20 protein-coding genes are annotated in these 16,423 nt (G+C 38.0%); 1 reads left to right on the forward strand and 19 read right to left on the reverse strand.

Translation table 11 applies throughout. The features are described from left to right. Positions 1–120 precede the first annotated feature (120 nt). The 16 genes from AB3M96_RS22495 to AB3M96_RS22570 all read right to left on the reverse strand — a co-directional run bounded on the left by AB3M96_RS22495 (position 121) and on the right by AB3M96_RS22570 (position 14,057). Positions 121–1,164 carry an LLM class flavin-dependent oxidoreductase gene (locus tag AB3M96_RS22495; RefSeq protein WP_412969852.1) on the reverse strand — a complete coding sequence of 348 codons (1,044 nt, stop codon included), beginning with the start codon at positions 1,162–1,164 and terminating at the stop codon, positions 121–123. A 57-nt stretch (positions 1,165–1,221) separates the two neighbouring features. Continuing rightward, positions 1,222–2,010 carry a nucleotidyltransferase domain-containing protein gene (locus tag AB3M96_RS22500; protein ID WP_412969853.1) on the reverse strand — a complete coding sequence of 263 codons (789 nt, stop codon included), beginning with the start codon at positions 2,008–2,010 and terminating at the stop codon, positions 1,222–1,224. A 19-nt stretch (positions 2,011–2,029) separates the two neighbouring features. Further along, complete coding sequence (gene hutG / locus AB3M96_RS22505; protein ID WP_412969854.1) at positions 2,030–2,971, reverse strand: formimidoylglutamase; 942 nt, start codon at positions 2,969–2,971, stop codon at positions 2,030–2,032. After that, entirely contained in the window at positions 2,964–4,220 is a 1,257-nt protein-coding gene (gene hutI, locus AB3M96_RS22510) for an imidazolonepropionase (RefSeq protein WP_412969855.1), read from the reverse strand. Before hutI ends, hutG begins: the two co-directional genes overlap by 8 nt. A 229-nt stretch (positions 4,221–4,449) precedes the next feature. After that, a complete protein-coding gene (gene hutU / locus AB3M96_RS22515; protein WP_412969856.1) occupies positions 4,450–6,105 on the reverse strand; it encodes a urocanate hydratase in 1,656 nt (551 codons plus the stop codon). Between the two features lie 13 nt (positions 6,106–6,118). Next, positions 6,119–7,636, reverse strand: a complete 1,518-nt coding sequence (hutH, locus tag AB3M96_RS22520; RefSeq protein ID WP_412969857.1) for a histidine ammonia-lyase — start codon at positions 7,634–7,636, stop codon at positions 6,119–6,121. A gap of 163 nt (positions 7,637–7,799) precedes the next feature. Next, entirely contained in the window at positions 7,800–8,237 is a 438-nt protein-coding gene (gene hutP, locus AB3M96_RS22525) for a histidine utilization transcription antiterminator HutP (RefSeq protein WP_412969858.1), read from the reverse strand. Positions 8,238–8,364: 127 nt separating this feature from the next. Continuing rightward, positions 8,365–8,754: an acyl-CoA thioesterase gene (locus AB3M96_RS22530; RefSeq protein WP_412969859.1), complete on the reverse strand. Its 390-nt coding sequence runs from the start codon at positions 8,752–8,754 to the stop codon at positions 8,365–8,367. Then, positions 8,735–9,937 (reverse strand): iron-containing alcohol dehydrogenase, encoded by a 1,203-nt coding sequence (locus AB3M96_RS22535; protein ID WP_412969860.1) that lies wholly within the window; start codon positions 9,935–9,937, stop codon positions 8,735–8,737. The genes AB3M96_RS22530 and AB3M96_RS22535 overlap by 20 nt, the downstream gene beginning before the upstream one ends. 86 nt (positions 9,938–10,023) lie before the next feature. Beyond that, on the reverse strand, positions 10,024–10,428 hold the full coding sequence (locus tag AB3M96_RS22540; RefSeq protein WP_412969861.1) for a MaoC/PaaZ C-terminal domain-containing protein: 405 nt from the start codon (positions 10,426–10,428) through the stop codon (positions 10,024–10,026). After that, positions 10,425–10,874 (reverse strand): MaoC family dehydratase N-terminal domain-containing protein, encoded by a 450-nt coding sequence (locus AB3M96_RS22545; protein ID WP_412969862.1) that lies wholly within the window; start codon positions 10,872–10,874, stop codon positions 10,425–10,427. The genes AB3M96_RS22540 and AB3M96_RS22545 overlap by 4 nt, the downstream gene beginning before the upstream one ends. Positions 10,875–10,895: 21 nt before the next feature. Then, entirely contained in the window at positions 10,896–11,660 is a 765-nt protein-coding gene (gene fabG / locus AB3M96_RS22550) for a 3-oxoacyl-ACP reductase FabG (protein WP_412969863.1), read from the reverse strand. 227 nt (positions 11,661–11,887) lie between these two features. Further along, entirely contained in the window at positions 11,888–12,121 is a 234-nt protein-coding gene (locus AB3M96_RS22555; protein ID WP_412969864.1) for a hypothetical protein, read from the reverse strand. Between the two features lie 37 nt (positions 12,122–12,158). Further along, the gene (locus AB3M96_RS22560; protein ID WP_412969865.1) at positions 12,159–12,383 is read right to left on the reverse strand and encodes a hypothetical protein; all 225 of its coding nucleotides are present in this window, start codon (positions 12,381–12,383) and stop codon (positions 12,159–12,161) included. A gap of 98 nt (positions 12,384–12,481) precedes the next feature. Further along, positions 12,482–13,576, reverse strand: a complete 1,095-nt coding sequence (locus tag AB3M96_RS22565; protein ID WP_412969866.1) for a threonine aldolase family protein — start codon at positions 13,574–13,576, stop codon at positions 12,482–12,484. A gap of 307 nt (positions 13,577–13,883) precedes the next feature. Further along, on the reverse strand, positions 13,884–14,057 hold the full coding sequence (locus tag AB3M96_RS22570; RefSeq protein WP_412969867.1) for a hypothetical protein: 174 nt from the start codon (positions 14,055–14,057) through the stop codon (positions 13,884–13,886). Between AB3M96_RS22570 and AB3M96_RS22575 the strand changes: the two genes are divergently transcribed. Beyond that, the gene (locus AB3M96_RS22575; protein ID WP_412969885.1) at positions 14,058–14,174 is read left to right on the forward strand and encodes a TraB/GumN family protein; all 117 of its coding nucleotides are present in this window, start codon (positions 14,058–14,060) and stop codon (positions 14,172–14,174) included. A 45-nt stretch (positions 14,175–14,219) separates the two neighbouring features. Here the strand turns inward: AB3M96_RS22575 and AB3M96_RS22580 are convergent, their stop codons facing one another. The 3 genes from AB3M96_RS22580 to AB3M96_RS22590 all read right to left on the reverse strand — a co-directional run bounded on the left by AB3M96_RS22580 (position 14,220) and on the right by AB3M96_RS22590 (position 16,346). Next, positions 14,220–15,071: a hypothetical protein gene (locus AB3M96_RS22580; protein WP_412969868.1), complete on the reverse strand. Its 852-nt coding sequence runs from the start codon at positions 15,069–15,071 to the stop codon at positions 14,220–14,222. After that, the gene (locus AB3M96_RS22585) at positions 15,061–15,987 is read right to left on the reverse strand and encodes a WD40/YVTN/BNR-like repeat-containing protein (RefSeq protein ID WP_412969869.1); all 927 of its coding nucleotides are present in this window, start codon (positions 15,985–15,987) and stop codon (positions 15,061–15,063) included. The genes AB3M96_RS22580 and AB3M96_RS22585 overlap by 11 nt, the downstream gene beginning before the upstream one ends. Before the next feature lie 92 nt (positions 15,988–16,079). Next, positions 16,080–16,346, reverse strand: coding sequence for a hypothetical protein (locus AB3M96_RS22590; RefSeq protein WP_412969870.1), 267 nt, complete (start codon positions 16,344–16,346; stop codon positions 16,080–16,082). Positions 16,347–16,423 lie beyond the last annotated feature (77 nt).

Raw genomic sequence — 16,423 nt, forward strand, 5'->3', positions numbered from 1 at the left:
CACCTCGTATCATACCAAGAGGACTTTTTTTGTTCAAACCTCATTTTGCTTTAATACAGGAATGCTTTCTTATCATTTAAAAAAACCAGGCATTGCCCGGCTAACAATTCTTGAAACTATTTAGTATAGTTGAAATTCCTGTGCTAATAGCGAAATTACTTTCTTACGGTTCTGGATTCCAAACACATTTGGTACAATCATAATTTCATTCGTTTTATATGCTTCAGCAATTTTGTTGATTTTTTCTTTGACCAAGCTTGGTGTACCTACCAGCATGCGATTTCGATTTTGTATTACTTTTTGCTTCTCAACAGTACTAAATCCTCGCCTCAAAGCTGTTTCGACAGATGGATAATAAGGTGGTTGATTATCGGACTCAACAAAATACAACCATAAATCAAATGCTCTTGCTAGTTCCTCCGCCTCTTCTTCTGTTTCTCCCACAACTGTAAATACGCCGATTATCGTTTTAGGTGATGAAAGAAAGGTTGATGCCTGAAAGTTATGGTAATATCTATTAACAATGTTTACCCCGGCCGTCCCTGGTTTGGCAAAATGAGCATAAACAAAACCAAGCCCCTCTTTTGCAGCTACTTCAGCACCAGTTTCTCCAGTTCCCAACATCCACATTTCTGGCTTTGAAGGTATTCGTGGAGTAGCTATCAATGACTGATATCTATGCTCGGAATCCGTATTATCTGTAAAATATTTTTTCAAATCTATTACCTGTTGTTCATAAGATTGCTTTTTAGTTTTACCTTCATTCAAGGCTTGATTTACTATGCGATAACTTGGAGACCTCCCAATCCCTAAGTCAATGCGATTTGGGTGTAAAGCTTCCATCATCCGAAAGTTCTCAGCCACTTTGTAACTACTGTAATGCGGTAGCATGACTCCACCTGAACCAATTCTAATCTCCTTTGTTGAAGAAGCAATGTGCATCATCAGTATTTCTGGGCTGCTGTTTGCAACCGATTCTACAAAATGATGCTCGGATATCCAGTATCGTTTGTAACCAAGTGATTCTGCATACTGCGCCAATTCTGTTGTGCTCCATAAAGCATCATGTGCAGTCGTGCCTTCATCAATTGGCGAATAATCCAGTATGCTAAGTGATATCATTTTTGTAACTCCTTTACTAGTAGTATCCTTGCTATTTGTCATAGTATATCACTCCAGTTTGAATCTAAAAAAACACCCTTCGATTAGAAAGGTGTCATATTAGCCCCAAACCGTGTACAATGTTTCCTTAAAAAATTGATCCAGCTTAGTTGTTGGGTTTGTCTTTTGTTGGTGTAATGTAGTTGTGTATACTTCGATTTGTTTCAACTCATTTTCTATGTAATCATCAAGTAAAGAGAAGTCAGAAGAATTTATATCTTCTCCCGATATTTTTTTCTGTAAAATAAAAGCAAACTCGTTTCTTATATCATCATTTTCTACCATTTCCTCTATTAGCTTGTAAAGTTCTATAGGCGCCATACGATTGTGTTTTTCAATCCATTTTGCTGCGAGTAACGGACGAATTACAGTTACATATCCTTTACTAGTTGCCTCTGCCTCTTTCAATCTTCGAAAGTTTGCTTTGGCCATTTTTAAATAGTGGTGTATGCAAGGAATGGGTGAAAATGTTTCGTATGCTAACGCCCTCAACTTATCAATAAAAATTTCTTCTTGTACATAAACAAGGCTAGAGTTTAACCATTCTAATAATGGTGGGTTAGATTTTCTGAGTAACCGCAACGTCTTTGTTAACTCCCAACCACTCATATCAATTCGTGAATCAACCGTGATGTTAACCTTTTCTTGCTTCGGTATTTCAATCACATCGCGGTTTGTATCAATCGAAAGGTACCAATCCATTGAAGGAACATAAATAAATCGCACGTCATAATCACTGTCTTCAGATGGAAATCCCCATGCCCGACTACCAGCTTCACATGCATATAAGATCTTCACCAGATATTCACGTTCAACCTGTCTTACAACCTCAAGTATATGTTCCTTCATCATCGTACCTCATTTACAATTATATATACATAAATCTGAGCATCGCGTGTGCAGCAAGACGACTTGTTATATCACGAACATCCTTTGAAGGATCAATTTCTACAATATCCATCGCCTTAACCTTAGGATGTGTAGCTGCTGCGGTTATACTAGATAGTAACTCACGTGAAGTTAGTCCACCTGGTCCGATTGCAGGGCACCCCGGAGCAAATGCTTGGTCGACAACATCCATATCAACAGATAGATAGATAAAATCAACTTGGTTTGCTAATCTATTTAGTTCATTTTGTATGATTGGAACAATACCCTGTTGTTCAACATCGTCCATCGTATAAACAACGATTCCCTTTTCATTCGCATAGTTATGATAATATTTTGCATTGGAAAAATCACGTATCCCTATTTGAACAAGATCATCGGCTTTGACAAATCCACCCTCAAGTAAACTTCGAAACGGTGTTCCATTTGTACGACCACCATCTTCTAGATTCCGAACGTCATGATGTGCATCCCATTGAATGATACCCACTCGACCAAACATTTCCTGAAATGCACGAATCGATGGAAAACTCACTCCATGGTCGCCACCTAATAGAATATAACGTTGGCATGAATTAGTATGAACCATTTCTTTGACACTTATATATAATCGTTCAGTTGTTTCCTCGAGGTTTGTAGGATGTGTCTCAACATCACCAAAATCAAGTATTCTAACATCATCGTAATCACAATTTCGTTCACCAGAAAATGTTGAATACGAAGCAAGTGCTGCACGGATTGTCTTCGGTGCATCAGCAGCAAGCGATGGAGATATCGACGATTTAGATGCAGGTAGACCGATGATTCCAATATCACCTGTTAATCCCTCTTGAAAAGGAGTTATACATTCATTTACTTTCGTCACATATTTGTCCTTAAAAACAGGAGCTTTGCCAGGTTGTAGATATGAAAACTTAGACATATTCACATCGCTCCCACACTTTGTTTCCATTACAGTAAACTGTTTTAGCGTGATTTACACCAAAGTGGTATGGAATATACATATAATTAGGAACATCCCAGACTACAAAGTCTGCTTGTTTTCCTATATCAAGAGTACCTGCTTGCTCACCCTTACCAATCGCAAAAGATGCATTTACAGTGACAGCGTTCCAAATTTCCTCAGCAGTCATTTTTAACTTTAAAGCAGCAAGTGACATAATAAGTTGCAAATTCTCAGTTACACAGCTACCCGGATTAAAGTCTGTCGCAAGCGCTACAGCAACTCCTTCATCAATCATCTTACGGGCCCGTGCATATGAATCTTTTCCTAAATAGAATGTGGTACCTGGAAGTAACACTGCAATAGTATTACTTTCAGAGAGACGCTTAATTCCTTCATCAGAAGCTGCAACCAAATGGTCCGCACTTGTGGCACCTAATTCTACCGCTAACTCAGTACCACCTAGAGAATCAATTTCATCTGCATGTATTTTTAGTCCAAACCCTTTTCCCTTCGCCTTTTGTAAAAAGTGTTCCGATTGCTGTGTTGTGAATACACCTGTTTCACAAAAAATATCTGCATATTGAGCTAGGTTCTCAGCTTTTACAGTATCAAGAAGGTCAATCATTTCTTCAAGGAATTCTGATTCTTTCCCTTTGTATTCAGGCGGAATCGCATGTGGACCAAGGAAAGTAGCTACGATTGAGACTGGATACTTGTTTCTAAGTTTATTAACGACACGAAGTTGCTTTAACTCTGTTTCCTCATCAAGCCCATACCCGCTTTTCGCTTCCATTGTTGTTACACCGTATGAAATCATTCTTTCTAAATGAAAGGAAGCTTTCTCTAGCAATTCTTCTTCAGAGGCTTGTTTTGTGGCTTTCACAGTGGATAAAATCCCACCACCATTTGCAAGTATCTCAAGATATGGTACTCCCGCTTGCTTTAATGCAAGCTCTCTTTCACGCGAGCCACCAAATACAAGATGAGTGTGCGGGTCTACTAGACCAGGTGAAACCACCTTTTGTTTCGCATCAAGACTTTCGTTTGTCTGAATAGTGTTTGCTTCTTCGTTTGTTCCGATCCAAGCAATCTTCCCATCCTTTACAGCGAAGGCTGCATTTTCCTTTACCATGAGATGCTTCATATCTTCTCCTTTAAGAGGAGTAGATGTTACTTTTGGAAGAATGAGTTGCCCTATATTGTGTACGAGTAAATCATATTGCAATGTGATCCCTTCCTTTCGTTCGAGTTTTGCTAACGGCCGTAATTTTAAAATAACGACAGTGATTTGGAGCTATCGGCCGTATTCGAAATTTAACGACAGTATTTAGAGATTAACGACAGTTTTTTAAAAATAACGACAGTATTTATATTTTCATCTACAAAATGAGAAATATATTAAACATAAAATCTGATTTAGTGAACCGTTCCAGTCAATTACTCTATAAAACTAATTAAAGCATCGGTATATCTACGCCTTTTTCCTTTGCAACTTCGATTGCCTTGTCATATCCGGCGTCTGCGTGGCGGACGATTCCCATACCAGGGTCTGTTGTCAGTACTCGTTGTAATCGTTCTTCAGCTAACTCTGTTCCATCTGCAACTACGACCATACCTGCATGAAGCGAGTATCCCATGCCTACTCCACCACCATGATGTACAGAGATCCATGAACCACCTGCAGCTACATTGATAAGTGCATTCAAAATTGCCCAATCACCAACTGCATCACTACCATCCTTCATTGCCTCCGTTTCCCGATTCGGAGAAGCAACCGATCCACAGTCTAGATGGTCACGACCGATTACGATTGGTGCTTTAAGCTCGCCTTTTCTAACCAATTCGTTTATAGCAAGACCCATTTTTACACGTTCACCATATCCTAACCAACAGATTCTGGCTGGTAGGCCTTGAAACTCAACTTTCTCCTGAGCCATATCAATCCAACGTAATAAAGCTTCATTTTCAGGAAATAACTCTTTAATTAGTGCATCAGTGCGGTAGATATCCTCTGGGTCACCCGATAAAGCAGCCCAACGGAATGGTCCTTTTCCTTCGCAGAACAATGGTCGTATATAAGCTGGAACAAAGCCTGGAAAATCAAATGCATTCTCTACATCATGATCTTTTGCTACCTGTCGAATGTTATTTCCATAATCAAAAGTCACGGTACCACGGCGTTGGAACTCGAGCATCGCTTGAACATGCTTAGCCATAGAAAGTGAGGATAACTCAACATACTTTTTCGGGTCTTCATTACGTAACTCGGCTGCCTCTTCTAGTGAATACCCTTCCGGTACATAACCATTCAAAGGATCATGCGCAGATGTTTGATCCGTCATAATATCTATTGTTATGTTGCGATGAAGTAACTCATGATGTACTTCAGCCGCGTTGCCGATTAACCCAATGGATAATGGCTTCCCGCTCTGCTTCGCTTCCTGTGCCCACGTTATTGCTTCATCAATTGAATCTGTCATTCTATCACAATATCTTGTATCAAGTCGTTTTTGTATACGTGTTGGATCCACATCGACTGCAATACAAACTCCACCGTTCATTGTAACTGCAAGAGTTTGAGCGCCACCCATACCACCTAAACCAGCTGTAAGTGTAATGGTACCCTTTAGTGATCCACCGAAATGCTGTCGAGCAAGTTCAGCAAATGTTTCATACGTACCTTGTAAAATCCCTTGTGAACCAATGTAAATCCAGCTCCCAGCTGTCATTTGTCCATACATCATCAGACCCTTTTGGTCTAATTCGTGAAAATGCTCCCAGTTCGCCCACTTTGGTACAAGAACAGAATTTGAAAGCAATACTCGCGGTGCTGCTTTATGTGTTTTAAAAACAGCAACGGGTTTTCCAGATTGAATCAACATTGTTTCATCATTTTCTAAGCGACGAAGAGTATTTACAATCGCATCAAACGCTTCCCAGTTTCTTGCCGCTTTACCGATACCTCCATATACAACAAGCTCCTCTGGTTTCTCAGCAACAGCAGGATGCAGATTGTTATATAGCATACGTAATGCAGCTTCTTGTTCCCAGCCTTTACACTCTAGCTCTACTCCCTTTTTGACATGAACAACACGATTTTGAATTGTCATTTTATTTCCCCCTTCACACCGTTTCCTTAGTTTGATTAGCTGTCCTAACTAGGTCATTTTTTTTAAGCCATTCTGTTACATTTTCAATGTCCTCTGCGAAAACACGATCTTCAATGATTGATGGCACAACCCTTCGTGCTTCTTTATAAAACGCCTTTGTGGCAGGAGCCATTTTTTCAACACCACGATACTCAACAGCTTGAAGTGCACAAATGCATTCAATTGCAAGTACACGGCGAACGTTTTGAATGATTTGATGTGCATGGCGAGAACCAATTGTACCCATGCTTACGTGGTCCTCTTGATTAGCAGAGGAAGGAATCGAATCTACACTGGCAGGATGAGCGAGTGTCTTGTTCTCTGATACAAGCGATGCTGCCACATACTGCATAATCATTGCACCTGACTGTAGCCCAGGTTGCGCGCTAAGGAATGGTGGCAAATCACTAAGCTGTGGATTTACGAGTCTCTCGATTCTTCTTTCAGAAATACTCGCTAACTCTGCAACACCAATTTTCATAAAATCCATTGCAATTGCGATTGGTTGTCCGTGGAAGTTACCACCAGATATAACGGTATTTCCTTCGTCGAAAATAAGTGGATTATCCGTAGCAGCATTCATCTCTATTTCTAGTTTTTCTTTCACATAATCCAACGCTTGCCAAGATGCTCCGTGAACTTGTGGAATACAACGTAATGAGTACGCATCCTGAACACGCTTTTCACCTTGTCTCGTAATTAACTTGCTTCCATCTAAAATATTTCGAAATCTTTTCGCAACATCCATTTGTTGAGGATACCCGCGAGCTTCATGGATGGCTGGATGAAACGCATCAATGATACCTTCTAATCCTTCAAGTGTTAATGCTGCAATCATTTCAGACTGTAAGGCAATTGAATTTGCTTCAATCCAATTAACCACTCCCATTGCGGTCATTGCCTGCGTACCATTAATCAGCGCAAGCCCTTCTTTTGCTTGAAGAACAACTGCCTCAATCCCTTCCTTTTCAAAAACAATTTTAGTTGGTAGGATTTCACCTTTGTAATGAACCTTTCCCTCACCTAATAAGACAAGTGCCAAGTGCGATAGTGGAGCTAGGTCACCAGAAGCACCAAGTGAACCTTGTTGTGGTATAACCGGGTGGATTTGTTGGTTTACTAAATCTACTAAGCGCTCTGCAATCACAGGCCTAATACCCGAAAAACCTTTTAATAGGGCATTTAATCGGAGTAACAACATAGCTCTTGAAACTACCTCTGGAAAAGGCTCACCCACACCACATGCATGAGAACGAATCAAATTGAGCTGTAAATCATTCACATCATCATCTGCAATAACCACATCGCTGAATTTTCCAAAACCAGTGTTAATTCCATAAATGGTTCTCTTTTCAGCTAAAATTCGTTCTACTGCTTTCCTGCTTTGTTCTACTTTATGAAGAGATTCCTTGCTAATTGTTACGAGTTCACCGTCATAACAAACTCGCTTGACTTGTTCTAGTGTTAGTGAATTCCCTGTTAACTCAACCATTCAACTGACCTCCTATAGAAAATGCATATTATAAATAAACGAGAAGTTCTTTTAAGAGTTAAAAAACAAAAAGAGACGACAATGGCATACGAAACCATCATCGCCTCCTATTAACTAAAGGACTATAGGCAATGTAACTCTTATATAAAGTAATGAATAACTCCTAAATATGATTAATTCCTAACCCAATTGTTTCATGTTCGAGACCCTTAATTGGTGCTCCGATCGTTCCGTAGAACGCTACTGCAATCCACTCTCCCTCATCTTTATTTTCATAAGGGGTGCCACGAACTACTGCAAAACGAAGACCAACAGTACGGCTTATTTCACCAATTGCTGTTTGCCCTCTTGTCACACCTTCAATTCCTTCCAAAATAGCGTGGTATAAAGCATGGGTTTCCCGATATTGGCTCTCATGAATAAGTCCATGTCGTTTAGCCGCTGTTTCAACCGCTGAAATTACTTTTTGCATATTCATGGAACCTACTTTTCCTTGGCAGTATGTTACGTCTTTCAGAGTAGGTCGAAATGCGTTCATCTCATCATCTGATAATGCAGCAAGAAGTACCGCTATTTTTCCAATCGCTATTTTCTGACTCATAAAAGAACCTCTTATTCTGAATTTTCCTATTATCTACTAACTTATTATTAATTTTATCGGTCAGCAGGTAATAAAGTCAATGGTTTTGGAAAATTTTAGTATATTAATATAGTAGTAGTCTACTACACTAAAGGATATGTTTCATAAGCTCATCCCTGATTTCTTCGGGGATCACTTCCGGCTTACCTAATTCCTGATTATAGTACACGTACGTTGTTGTTCCTTTTATACAAAGCCTCTCTTCCTGATAGATCTCTTCATAAAGTACAAGACTAGAATTACCAATTTTTTTCACATGAGTATGAACTTCAACAGGGGTGCCATAGTGTATTTGCGCAATGTAATCTACGTTAATATTCACAACAATCATATTCCAGTTTTTAAAAGAGAGGTTTGGCATAAACAGTTTAAAAAGTTTATTACGACCTGCTTCTAACCAAATTGGAATGGTCGTGTTGTTGATATGCCCTACTCCATCTGTTTCAGAGACTCTCGGTTCAATTATTGTTTTGTACATTATCTAACTCCTCATGCTTTCTGCCACTAAAGGCAGCTTCATATATTTTTCTAATGTCTTCTTTTTCTAGAGGTAAAGGACTTCTCGCAAGAAGACGGCTTTGTTTTACTGCGTCATCCGTTAATTTTCCGATTGCATTTTCAGGTATAGCGAACTCGGTAAGTGTAGAAGGAATTCCAACATCTTTTACGAATGTATGTAACTCTTCAACCAAACGGAGAGATGCCTCATCTTCTGATAAACTATGAATTGGAACTCCCATAGCAGCAACTATTTCTGTCATCTTTTTTGTACAGCTTTCTCGGATATATTCCATTACATAGGGTAATAGAACTGCATTTGATTCCCCGTGTGAGATATGAAACTGACCTCCTAATGGATAGGCAAGTGCGTGAACTCCTCCAACTCCAGCATTAAAAAAAGCTAAACCAGCAATATAACTACCTTGACTCATTTCTGTTCTCGCTTCCTGATCATCACCATTTGCAACTGCTCTTCTTAACGAATGACTAATTAACTTAATCGCTTGCAGTGCTAGACCATCAGTTGTCGGACTTGCCTGCACAGAAAGATAGGCTTCAATCGCATGTGTTAACGCATCAATTCCCGTCGCAGCTGTAACACGCGGTGGAACACTTACTGTTAGTGAGGGATCAACAATTGCAACATCTGCAATAAGATAATCATGGCTAACAACATCCTTGGTTGTTTCAAGAGATAAAACAGAAATATTTGTTACTTCTGAACCTGTACCAGACGTTGTAGGGATTACTATTTTTGGAAGTCCTTTATTTTTTATAGTTTTAGAGCCTGTTAGATTTAGATAGTCTGATACATAACCTTCATTATCAGCAAGAACTGCTGCAAGCTTTGCTAAATCCAAAGCACTGCCTCCACCTACACCAATTACTAGTTCATAGCTACCTTCACGTGTATAAGCAACAAGTTTTTCTCCTGTTTCTAAAGGAGGCTCAGGTACCACATCCTCATAAATTGATACAAAATATCCCTCGTCAACTAGTGGCTCCACAACTTGTTTGACTAAGCCGATCTTCACAAGGACTGGGTCAGTTACGACTAGAATACGAGAAACATCGTATTTCTTCACTTCAGGTAATAGCTGCTCAAGTGAACCCCAACCGACATGGCTCAATGGCGTAAAAACAATTTTTGAATAGGACATTTATCAAACTCCTTATTTCAAAATAGAAAAAACACCTGTTCTCAAGTAGAAAATAAGAACAGGCTTCGAACGTAGAGCAGATATACTTATTTATATAGTTTATAGACTACACTTCCCTTAATAACATCCTTATCATTTTGGTTTACAGCTACGACGTTAAAGGTTAGCTCAGTATCATTCTTATCTTTTAACGATGCTTTTAAAGTAATTACATCATTCAAAAAGACCATATTTCGAAAGCGAATGGAGTAGGTTTTGATGAACCCTTCTTCATAAAACGCTGTAAAGAGCTTTGCTAAGTTCCCCATTGTCCACATACCATGTGCAATTACACCTGGTAAGCCCGCTTTCTCAGCCTCTAAATCAATCGTATGTATTGGATTGTAGTCACCAGAGGCACCTGCATACTTAATTAAGTCTAATCTTGAAACAGGGGAAAGTTGAACCTCCTCTAGAGAATCTCCGACTTGTATTCTTTCTAATAAACTCATGCCATCATCCCCTTTCTTACAGCTTCTGTGATAATAGCAACTTGTTTAGAAGAAAAGATAATATCCCCATTTCCATCTTCACCGTAGCTAACAACAGTTATAAACCCCATTGTTCCAGATGAACCTTTTTTCTCTGTGTATTTTTCGAAAACAGAGTAGCAGAAGACTTCCTCTCCCACAAGAAGCGGTCTCGTATACTCATAAACTTGTTCACCATGAATGAGGCCTTTATCTGGTAATTCAAGTCCATTGATCTCTCCATAGTCAAACACCCTTGGAAATGTTGGTGGTGCAATGTTGGTACAATATCTAGATGCTTTTCCTACTTCTTCATCAATAAAAATTGGGTGAGGATCACCAATTGCTTCCGCAAACTTCTTAACTGCCCCTCGTTCCACACTATTTTTCACTTTCGGAGAGCTTTTCCCGATAAATTCAGAAAACATTGAACCCAGCCACCTTTTCTATTAATCTTTTGGACCTCCAGCAACATATAGAACCTGCCCACTAACAAACGATGACTTTTCGTCTGCAAAAAATGCAACTGCATTGGCAATGTCAGCCGGCTTTCCAGTTCTACCAACAGGAATACTCATTAAACTAGCTTCAATTAGGTCTTCAAATGAGATACCAATACGTGCTGCAGTTTCTTTCGTCATTTCTGTTTCAATAAAACCTGGTGCTACTGAGTTCGCCGTAATTCCAAAGCGACCTAACTCAATTGCTAATGTCTTTGTAAAACCTTGTAACCCAGCTTTTGCTGTAGCATAGTTAGCTTGACCACGATTACCAAGTGCAGAAGTTGAAGAAATGTTAATAATTCTTCCATACTTCTGATTTACCATATATTTTTGAACAGCACGAGTCGCATTAAAAGACCCTTTTAAATGCACGTTCATAACTGTATCCCAATCAGAGTCGGTCATTTTAAATAATAAATTGTCGCGGATGACCCCAGCATTATTGACAAGAATATCAACGGAACCAAATGTCTCATGCACTTCTTTGACAGCGCTTTCTACTTGTTCCGCATCAGCTACATTAGCAACCTTAGAGTATACTTCAAACCCTTTTTCTCTTAATTCATTTGTCGTGCTAACTAACGCCTCTTCATTCACATCAATAAATGCCAGCTTTGCTCCTTCTGCACCAAAAAGCTCAAGAATCCCTTTTCCAATTCCCCTACTTGCTCCTGTAACAAATGCAACTCTGCCTTCAAATCTTCCTGCCATGATGAATACCTCCACGATTTCTATTATTCTCACATTTTTTTTACATAAATAAACCATTTTTATTGTTGCTTACAATTTGTTACACCAGCTCCATCCTATTTTATTTTACTTACACACAATATATGATATCGTTAACTAACCAGTTGGTATGTACTATTTTAATTTTATTGGGAACTTTCAGAAAATACAAGAAAAACTTTATTCTAGGATATTTAAAATAGCATAACCTATTTATTACGTTCATTCCCTCTCTTGAAATTCCCTGTAATCTTAGCCATTATCAATTGGATGTCTTTATTACTTCCAGCAGAATTTATTCTTTCCAAAAACCTTTCAGCCTGTTTACCTTTTAAAATTTTTATTTGTTTGCCGTAATAATCTATAAACACTCGATGATCTTTATTTACCCGATAGGTAAATGGATTCTCCTCAAGCCGATTGTTCTTATCAATATGGTTCATATAGTCCCCCAGTAGTTAAAATTCGGTTATCTCTTGCTCAAAAATGGGTAATAACGCGAATCACTAGTAGTAGTGTTAGTATTCCAATGCCGATTAGGGCTGAATATTTCGTATATTTTATCGCTTCTTCAGAGAAATCTGGTTCATCCTGATACATCCATCTATTCCCCCACAGCAAGCTATCCTCAGGACAAAGATACGTCCAAATCAGTAATCCATAAAATGGTATTGAAAAGATAAACAGAAGAATTGTTGTGGCCAATGGTTCTCCTCCTTTAGGTTTATACTTTAGTTTACGATTTCGCAGCACATAAGTTTCATGTAAAAAGCGTACCTACAAAAGTAGATACGCCATTCTTATTAATCTAATTGTTTAAGCTCTTCGTTAAATCGGTTGAATAGCTTTTCAACTAACTCACCTTGCACCTCAGAGTACAAGTCACCTAAACTTATTTCAAAATAACATTTATTATCATCAACTTTATTAAGTTTTGCAGTTATCCCAACTCCAGTTTCTTGTTGAACCTTAGCCAGGACAGATTCTATTTTCTCTTTCGAAAAAGCAAAATGAACATGAAACATATTAGAAACAGGATCATGAGGTAGAGTTGAAACACCTTCACATGAGTTAAAAAAGCTCGCTAGTTCCTTTGCATTTTCATAGTACTGCTTCATTTTATGAGATCTCTGTTCAAAATAGTAATCCGCAGAAATGATGTAAGGATAAAGACTAATTAAATCACCGCCATGACGTCTCTTCCACACTTTTGACTTTTCAATAAAGTCATTATCTCCAGCCAGGATAGCTCCGGCAATACCACCAATTCCTTTATAAAATGACATGTAAACACTATCAAACAATTCACATACTTCTGCTGCAGTTTTCTCGTAAAATGGCAATACTTCCAATAAACGTGCACCATCAAGATGGAGCTTAATATTTTTTTCTCTACAATACTTTGAAATTTGCTCAAGAGTATCATAGCACGGTAATTGTCCCCCTATTTCCCGCTGAGGCAGTTCAAGTAACAAACATGATACCTCATCTTTCATTTTGATAACATCATCAAGCTGAATCACAGAATCCTTATCAGATAGTAACACAGTCTCGATTCTATGTAATTTCTTTAATCCATCTTCCTCATGTATCTCTAAATGGCTTAAGGGATGATAAGCAACTCTTGCTACACCTTTTTCATCACACCAAATTCGTAGTGCAATTTGCTGCGCCATCGTACCACTTGGAAAAAAAACTGCACTTTCTTTACCGAGTAAGCTTGCCATCTTTTCCTGAAAATCTTCAATGACCTTGCCTTGGCCGTAGATATCACTTTCAACTTCTACGTCTACTTTTTCGAATGCTTCTTTTAAAACATGAACATTACGTTTCCCATGCCCACCTAACTGGAACTTTGTTACATTATAGGAATCCTTTAATGTTAATTGTTGATTCATTATGTACTCGCCTACCTTATAATGTTGGTTGTTAGTAATACTTTAGCTCGTAACCATGAAAACAGACAGCTATTTTTGTTTAAAAGACATTCCATTCTGGATCTACGCCACGTAATTTAAATATAACTGCTTTAGTAACATTGGTTAATTGGCTCAATTTTAGTAATACCTGTAACAATGAGGACTCGAATAGAGAGTTTTCCTCACTTCTCCCTTTTAAGAGTTAGTCTTTATCATTCTGTATCGCATTCCAAGTATGTACTATTTTTGGTAACTATACAATTATCCTATCTAACTCAGTTTCACTTTACTTTTCTTCCTTTTTCTTCTTTTGCATGTCAATATACATCAACACCATAAACCAAAACATTGCTAACAAAACAAAAATCTGGTACTCGGGTTGTAATAAAGCTGGAATGAGGGTAATTGTTCCAAATGCTAGTAAAATACTAATTATTATTCCAATAAGAATATATAACATATTTTCCTCCTAAGATTTAAACTAAAATCGTATTTTGTAGTCGTTGGTGCAGCCCATTATACAAGCGAAACAGGAATCGATAACTTGTTAGAAGAAAAAGGTTACAAGATTAAATAAATGATATAAACATAGACGCGTGAAAAATCATGCGTCTATTCTATGTTAGTCGACTTTATTGAAAGAAAGAATAATTGGCCCGGTCTCATCCATTGTAGCTTTATACAATGTAATATGACCTGTTGGCGGTTCATAATTATTATGGTCTACGACCATATCTTCATTTAATGAAACGGTCCATTTTGCTTCGTTATGATCAACTAAGACAACCGCAAGGGTACCAAACTGAACTATATTCTCCCAACCATAGCTTTCACTTTTTCCGTTCTTTTCAATTGTAATTCCTTCTGTATTAGCAACTAGATTTGTATTCTTCCCTTTCCATTCCCCATGAAGAGAAGAACCGACATAATAATAAGAATTCCCAATTCCACGGTCACCATAGGTTCCAATAAATTGATGAAGAGTATGGTCTTTCGACTGATAGGTTACTGCTGCAACATCATTTGCCAGCCACTCTACTTTAAAGTTGCTAGTAGTTGGATAAGGCAAGCTTTCCTTTGGTCTTGCAAATATTCTAAAATACGTTCTATAGTAAACCGCTTCACCTGTCAGCTTATTTTCTTTAATCACAAGCAAATGTTTGTGATTTGGAGATATGCTCACAACATTTGTAAGCTGATTATTTTGCATGAGAAGTAATATGATAGATAGAACACTAAAGAGTATGACAAAACTAGAAATGACAATCTTCCATTTTCTCCTTATGTTCAGTAATAAAAACAAGCCAAACGTTAATAAAACCATAATACAAATATTTAATACATAAAACAATCGGCTGTCGCTGTACTCTATTTGATATCGACCCCGTAAGAAAAAATATCCTAGTTGTAGGAAAAATAATGCTAGGGCAACCAACAAAAACATATAACCACTAACCTTGGTTTTATTGTTCATCAGGGTCTACCTCCTCGGAAAATTCCCAAGTTAAACCATTATCCTGAGAAATAAATTTGCCTTTTACTTTTCCACCCTGATAATCACCGTTTGGACCTTGATTGATTAGAAGGGCTAACTGCTCTCCTTCTTTATAGGGGACTTCTGCAATAACAAAAATTTCATGATACTCCTCCGGGATTACAATATTTGCTTTAGTCCAACTCTGACCGGCATCTTGCGTCACATAGAAATCTGGTTCTTGTGGATTTAGGATTCCATACGATAAAAATCCAGTATTCTCATCGGTAAAACCACCACCAGCAAGTAATCTAGTGACATCTGAGTGATTCGTTTCTTTCCAGGTAACTCCACCATCATTTGTAAGAAACACCGTCGACCATTCTTGAGACATTGTCCGGTCTCCAGAGAGAATCACATAACCAAACTTTTCATTTAAAAAATTCACCTTTCTAAAACGAATTGGTGGAAATTGCTCGGCAACCACAGAATTTTGCCAAGTCTGGCCTTCATCCTGAGAATGCATTAAATTAATGCTCATGCCAGGTTCGTCAGTATATAAAAAAGCAACTCTATTTTCGGATAGAATATAACTACCTTCTATTAATTCAGATTTATTTCCATTGTATTCTCCTGAGAAAAGTAAATCTTTACCTATCGGAACTGTAACCCATTCTTCACCATTATTCCACGTAATTTGCAATTGATCATTTTGCAGTGAATACCCAATAGAATCTTTTCCATCTACTACAAGCAATTCTTCTTCCTGAGGCTGCACTTCATTTTCAGATGTGTTTTCATTAATTTTATTTTCCCAATCCGGTGGCGAGAGTGGAATGGTACGTTCATAAAAGTAGGTGAAAAGCAAAAGGCCAATGACTATTATGCCAGAGATGGATATTAAAAGTTTATTCACTATTACAATCTCCCTTTTGTACTATTTATCAATTATCTTGACTTATTCAAAGCCTACCTTTTTTCCGTCATTAGATTGTTTTTCCATTTCCTTCATTTTCCTATTAAAAGGTCACTCTCATTAGCTGGTACTCCATCACTCATAAAAAACTCCACGTTTTCAAGCGTAGGATTCCCGACGCCCTCCCACATTAAATCGTAACTCAAATAAAAAACTCGACCTTCATCAAAATGCTCTATTCCCGCTGCAGTATGGCTAACCTTCAAAAACTGTCCCTTCGTACTGAAGTAATTAAAAGTAATAATAGTGACGCTAGCGAGTATGATTATTGAAAGCATTATCAAAATAATTTTTTTCATCACATATCTCCTCACAGTACTCTTAATTTGACTTTCCACTTCTCGTTAAGACCTCACTAGCTGACATTTCAGTCCAT

Source organism: Ferdinandcohnia jepli (genome assembly GCF_047246645.1).
GTDB lineage: Bacteria > Bacillota > Bacilli > Bacillales > Bacillaceae_L > Ferdinandcohnia.

Bases quoted from the DNA above. Each gene is read 5' to 3' on its own strand.
- AB3M96_RS22495 (WP_412969852.1), bottom strand. From the start codon at position 1,164: ATGACAAATAGCAAGGATACTACTAGTAAAGGAGTTACAAAAATGATA.
- AB3M96_RS22500 (WP_412969853.1), bottom strand. From the start codon at position 2,010: ATGAAGGAACATATACTTGAGGTTGTAAGACAGGTTGAACGTGAATAT.
- hutG (WP_412969854.1), bottom strand. From the start codon at position 2,971: ATGTCTAAGTTTTCATATCTACAACCTGGCAAAGCTCCTGTTTTTAAG.
- hutU (WP_412969856.1), bottom strand. From the start codon at position 6,105: ATGACAATTCAAAATCGTGTTGTTCATGTCAAAAAGGGAGTAGAGCTA.
- hutH (WP_412969857.1), bottom strand. From the start codon at position 7,636: ATGGTTGAGTTAACAGGGAATTCACTAACACTAGAACAAGTCAAGCGA.
- hutP (WP_412969858.1), bottom strand. From the start codon at position 8,237: ATGAGTCAGAAAATAGCGATTGGAAAAATAGCGGTACTTCTTGCTGCA.
- AB3M96_RS22530 (WP_412969859.1), bottom strand. From the start codon at position 8,754: ATGTACAAAACAATAATTGAACCGAGAGTCTCTGAAACAGATGGAGTA.
- AB3M96_RS22535 (WP_412969860.1), bottom strand. From the start codon at position 9,937: ATGTCCTATTCAAAAATTGTTTTTACGCCATTGAGCCATGTCGGTTGG.
- AB3M96_RS22540 (WP_412969861.1), bottom strand. From the start codon at position 10,428: ATGAGTTTATTAGAAAGAATACAAGTCGGAGATTCTCTAGAGGAGGTT.
- AB3M96_RS22545 (WP_412969862.1), bottom strand. From the start codon at position 10,874: ATGTTTTCTGAATTTATCGGGAAAAGCTCTCCGAAAGTGAAAAATAGT.
- fabG (WP_412969863.1), bottom strand. From the start codon at position 11,660: ATGGCAGGAAGATTTGAAGGCAGAGTTGCATTTGTTACAGGAGCAAGT.
- AB3M96_RS22555 (WP_412969864.1), bottom strand. From the start codon at position 12,121: ATGAACCATATTGATAAGAACAATCGGCTTGAGGAGAATCCATTTACC.
- AB3M96_RS22565 (WP_412969866.1), bottom strand. From the start codon at position 13,576: ATGAATCAACAATTAACATTAAAGGATTCCTATAATGTAACAAAGTTC.
- AB3M96_RS22570 (WP_412969867.1), bottom strand. From the start codon at position 14,057: ATGTTATATATTCTTATTGGAATAATAATTAGTATTTTACTAGCATTT.
- AB3M96_RS22580 (WP_412969868.1), bottom strand. From the start codon at position 15,071: ATGAACAATAAAACCAAGGTTAGTGGTTATATGTTTTTGTTGGTTGCC.
- AB3M96_RS22590 (WP_412969870.1), bottom strand. From the start codon at position 16,346: ATGAAAAAAATTATTTTGATAATGCTTTCAATAATCATACTCGCTAGC.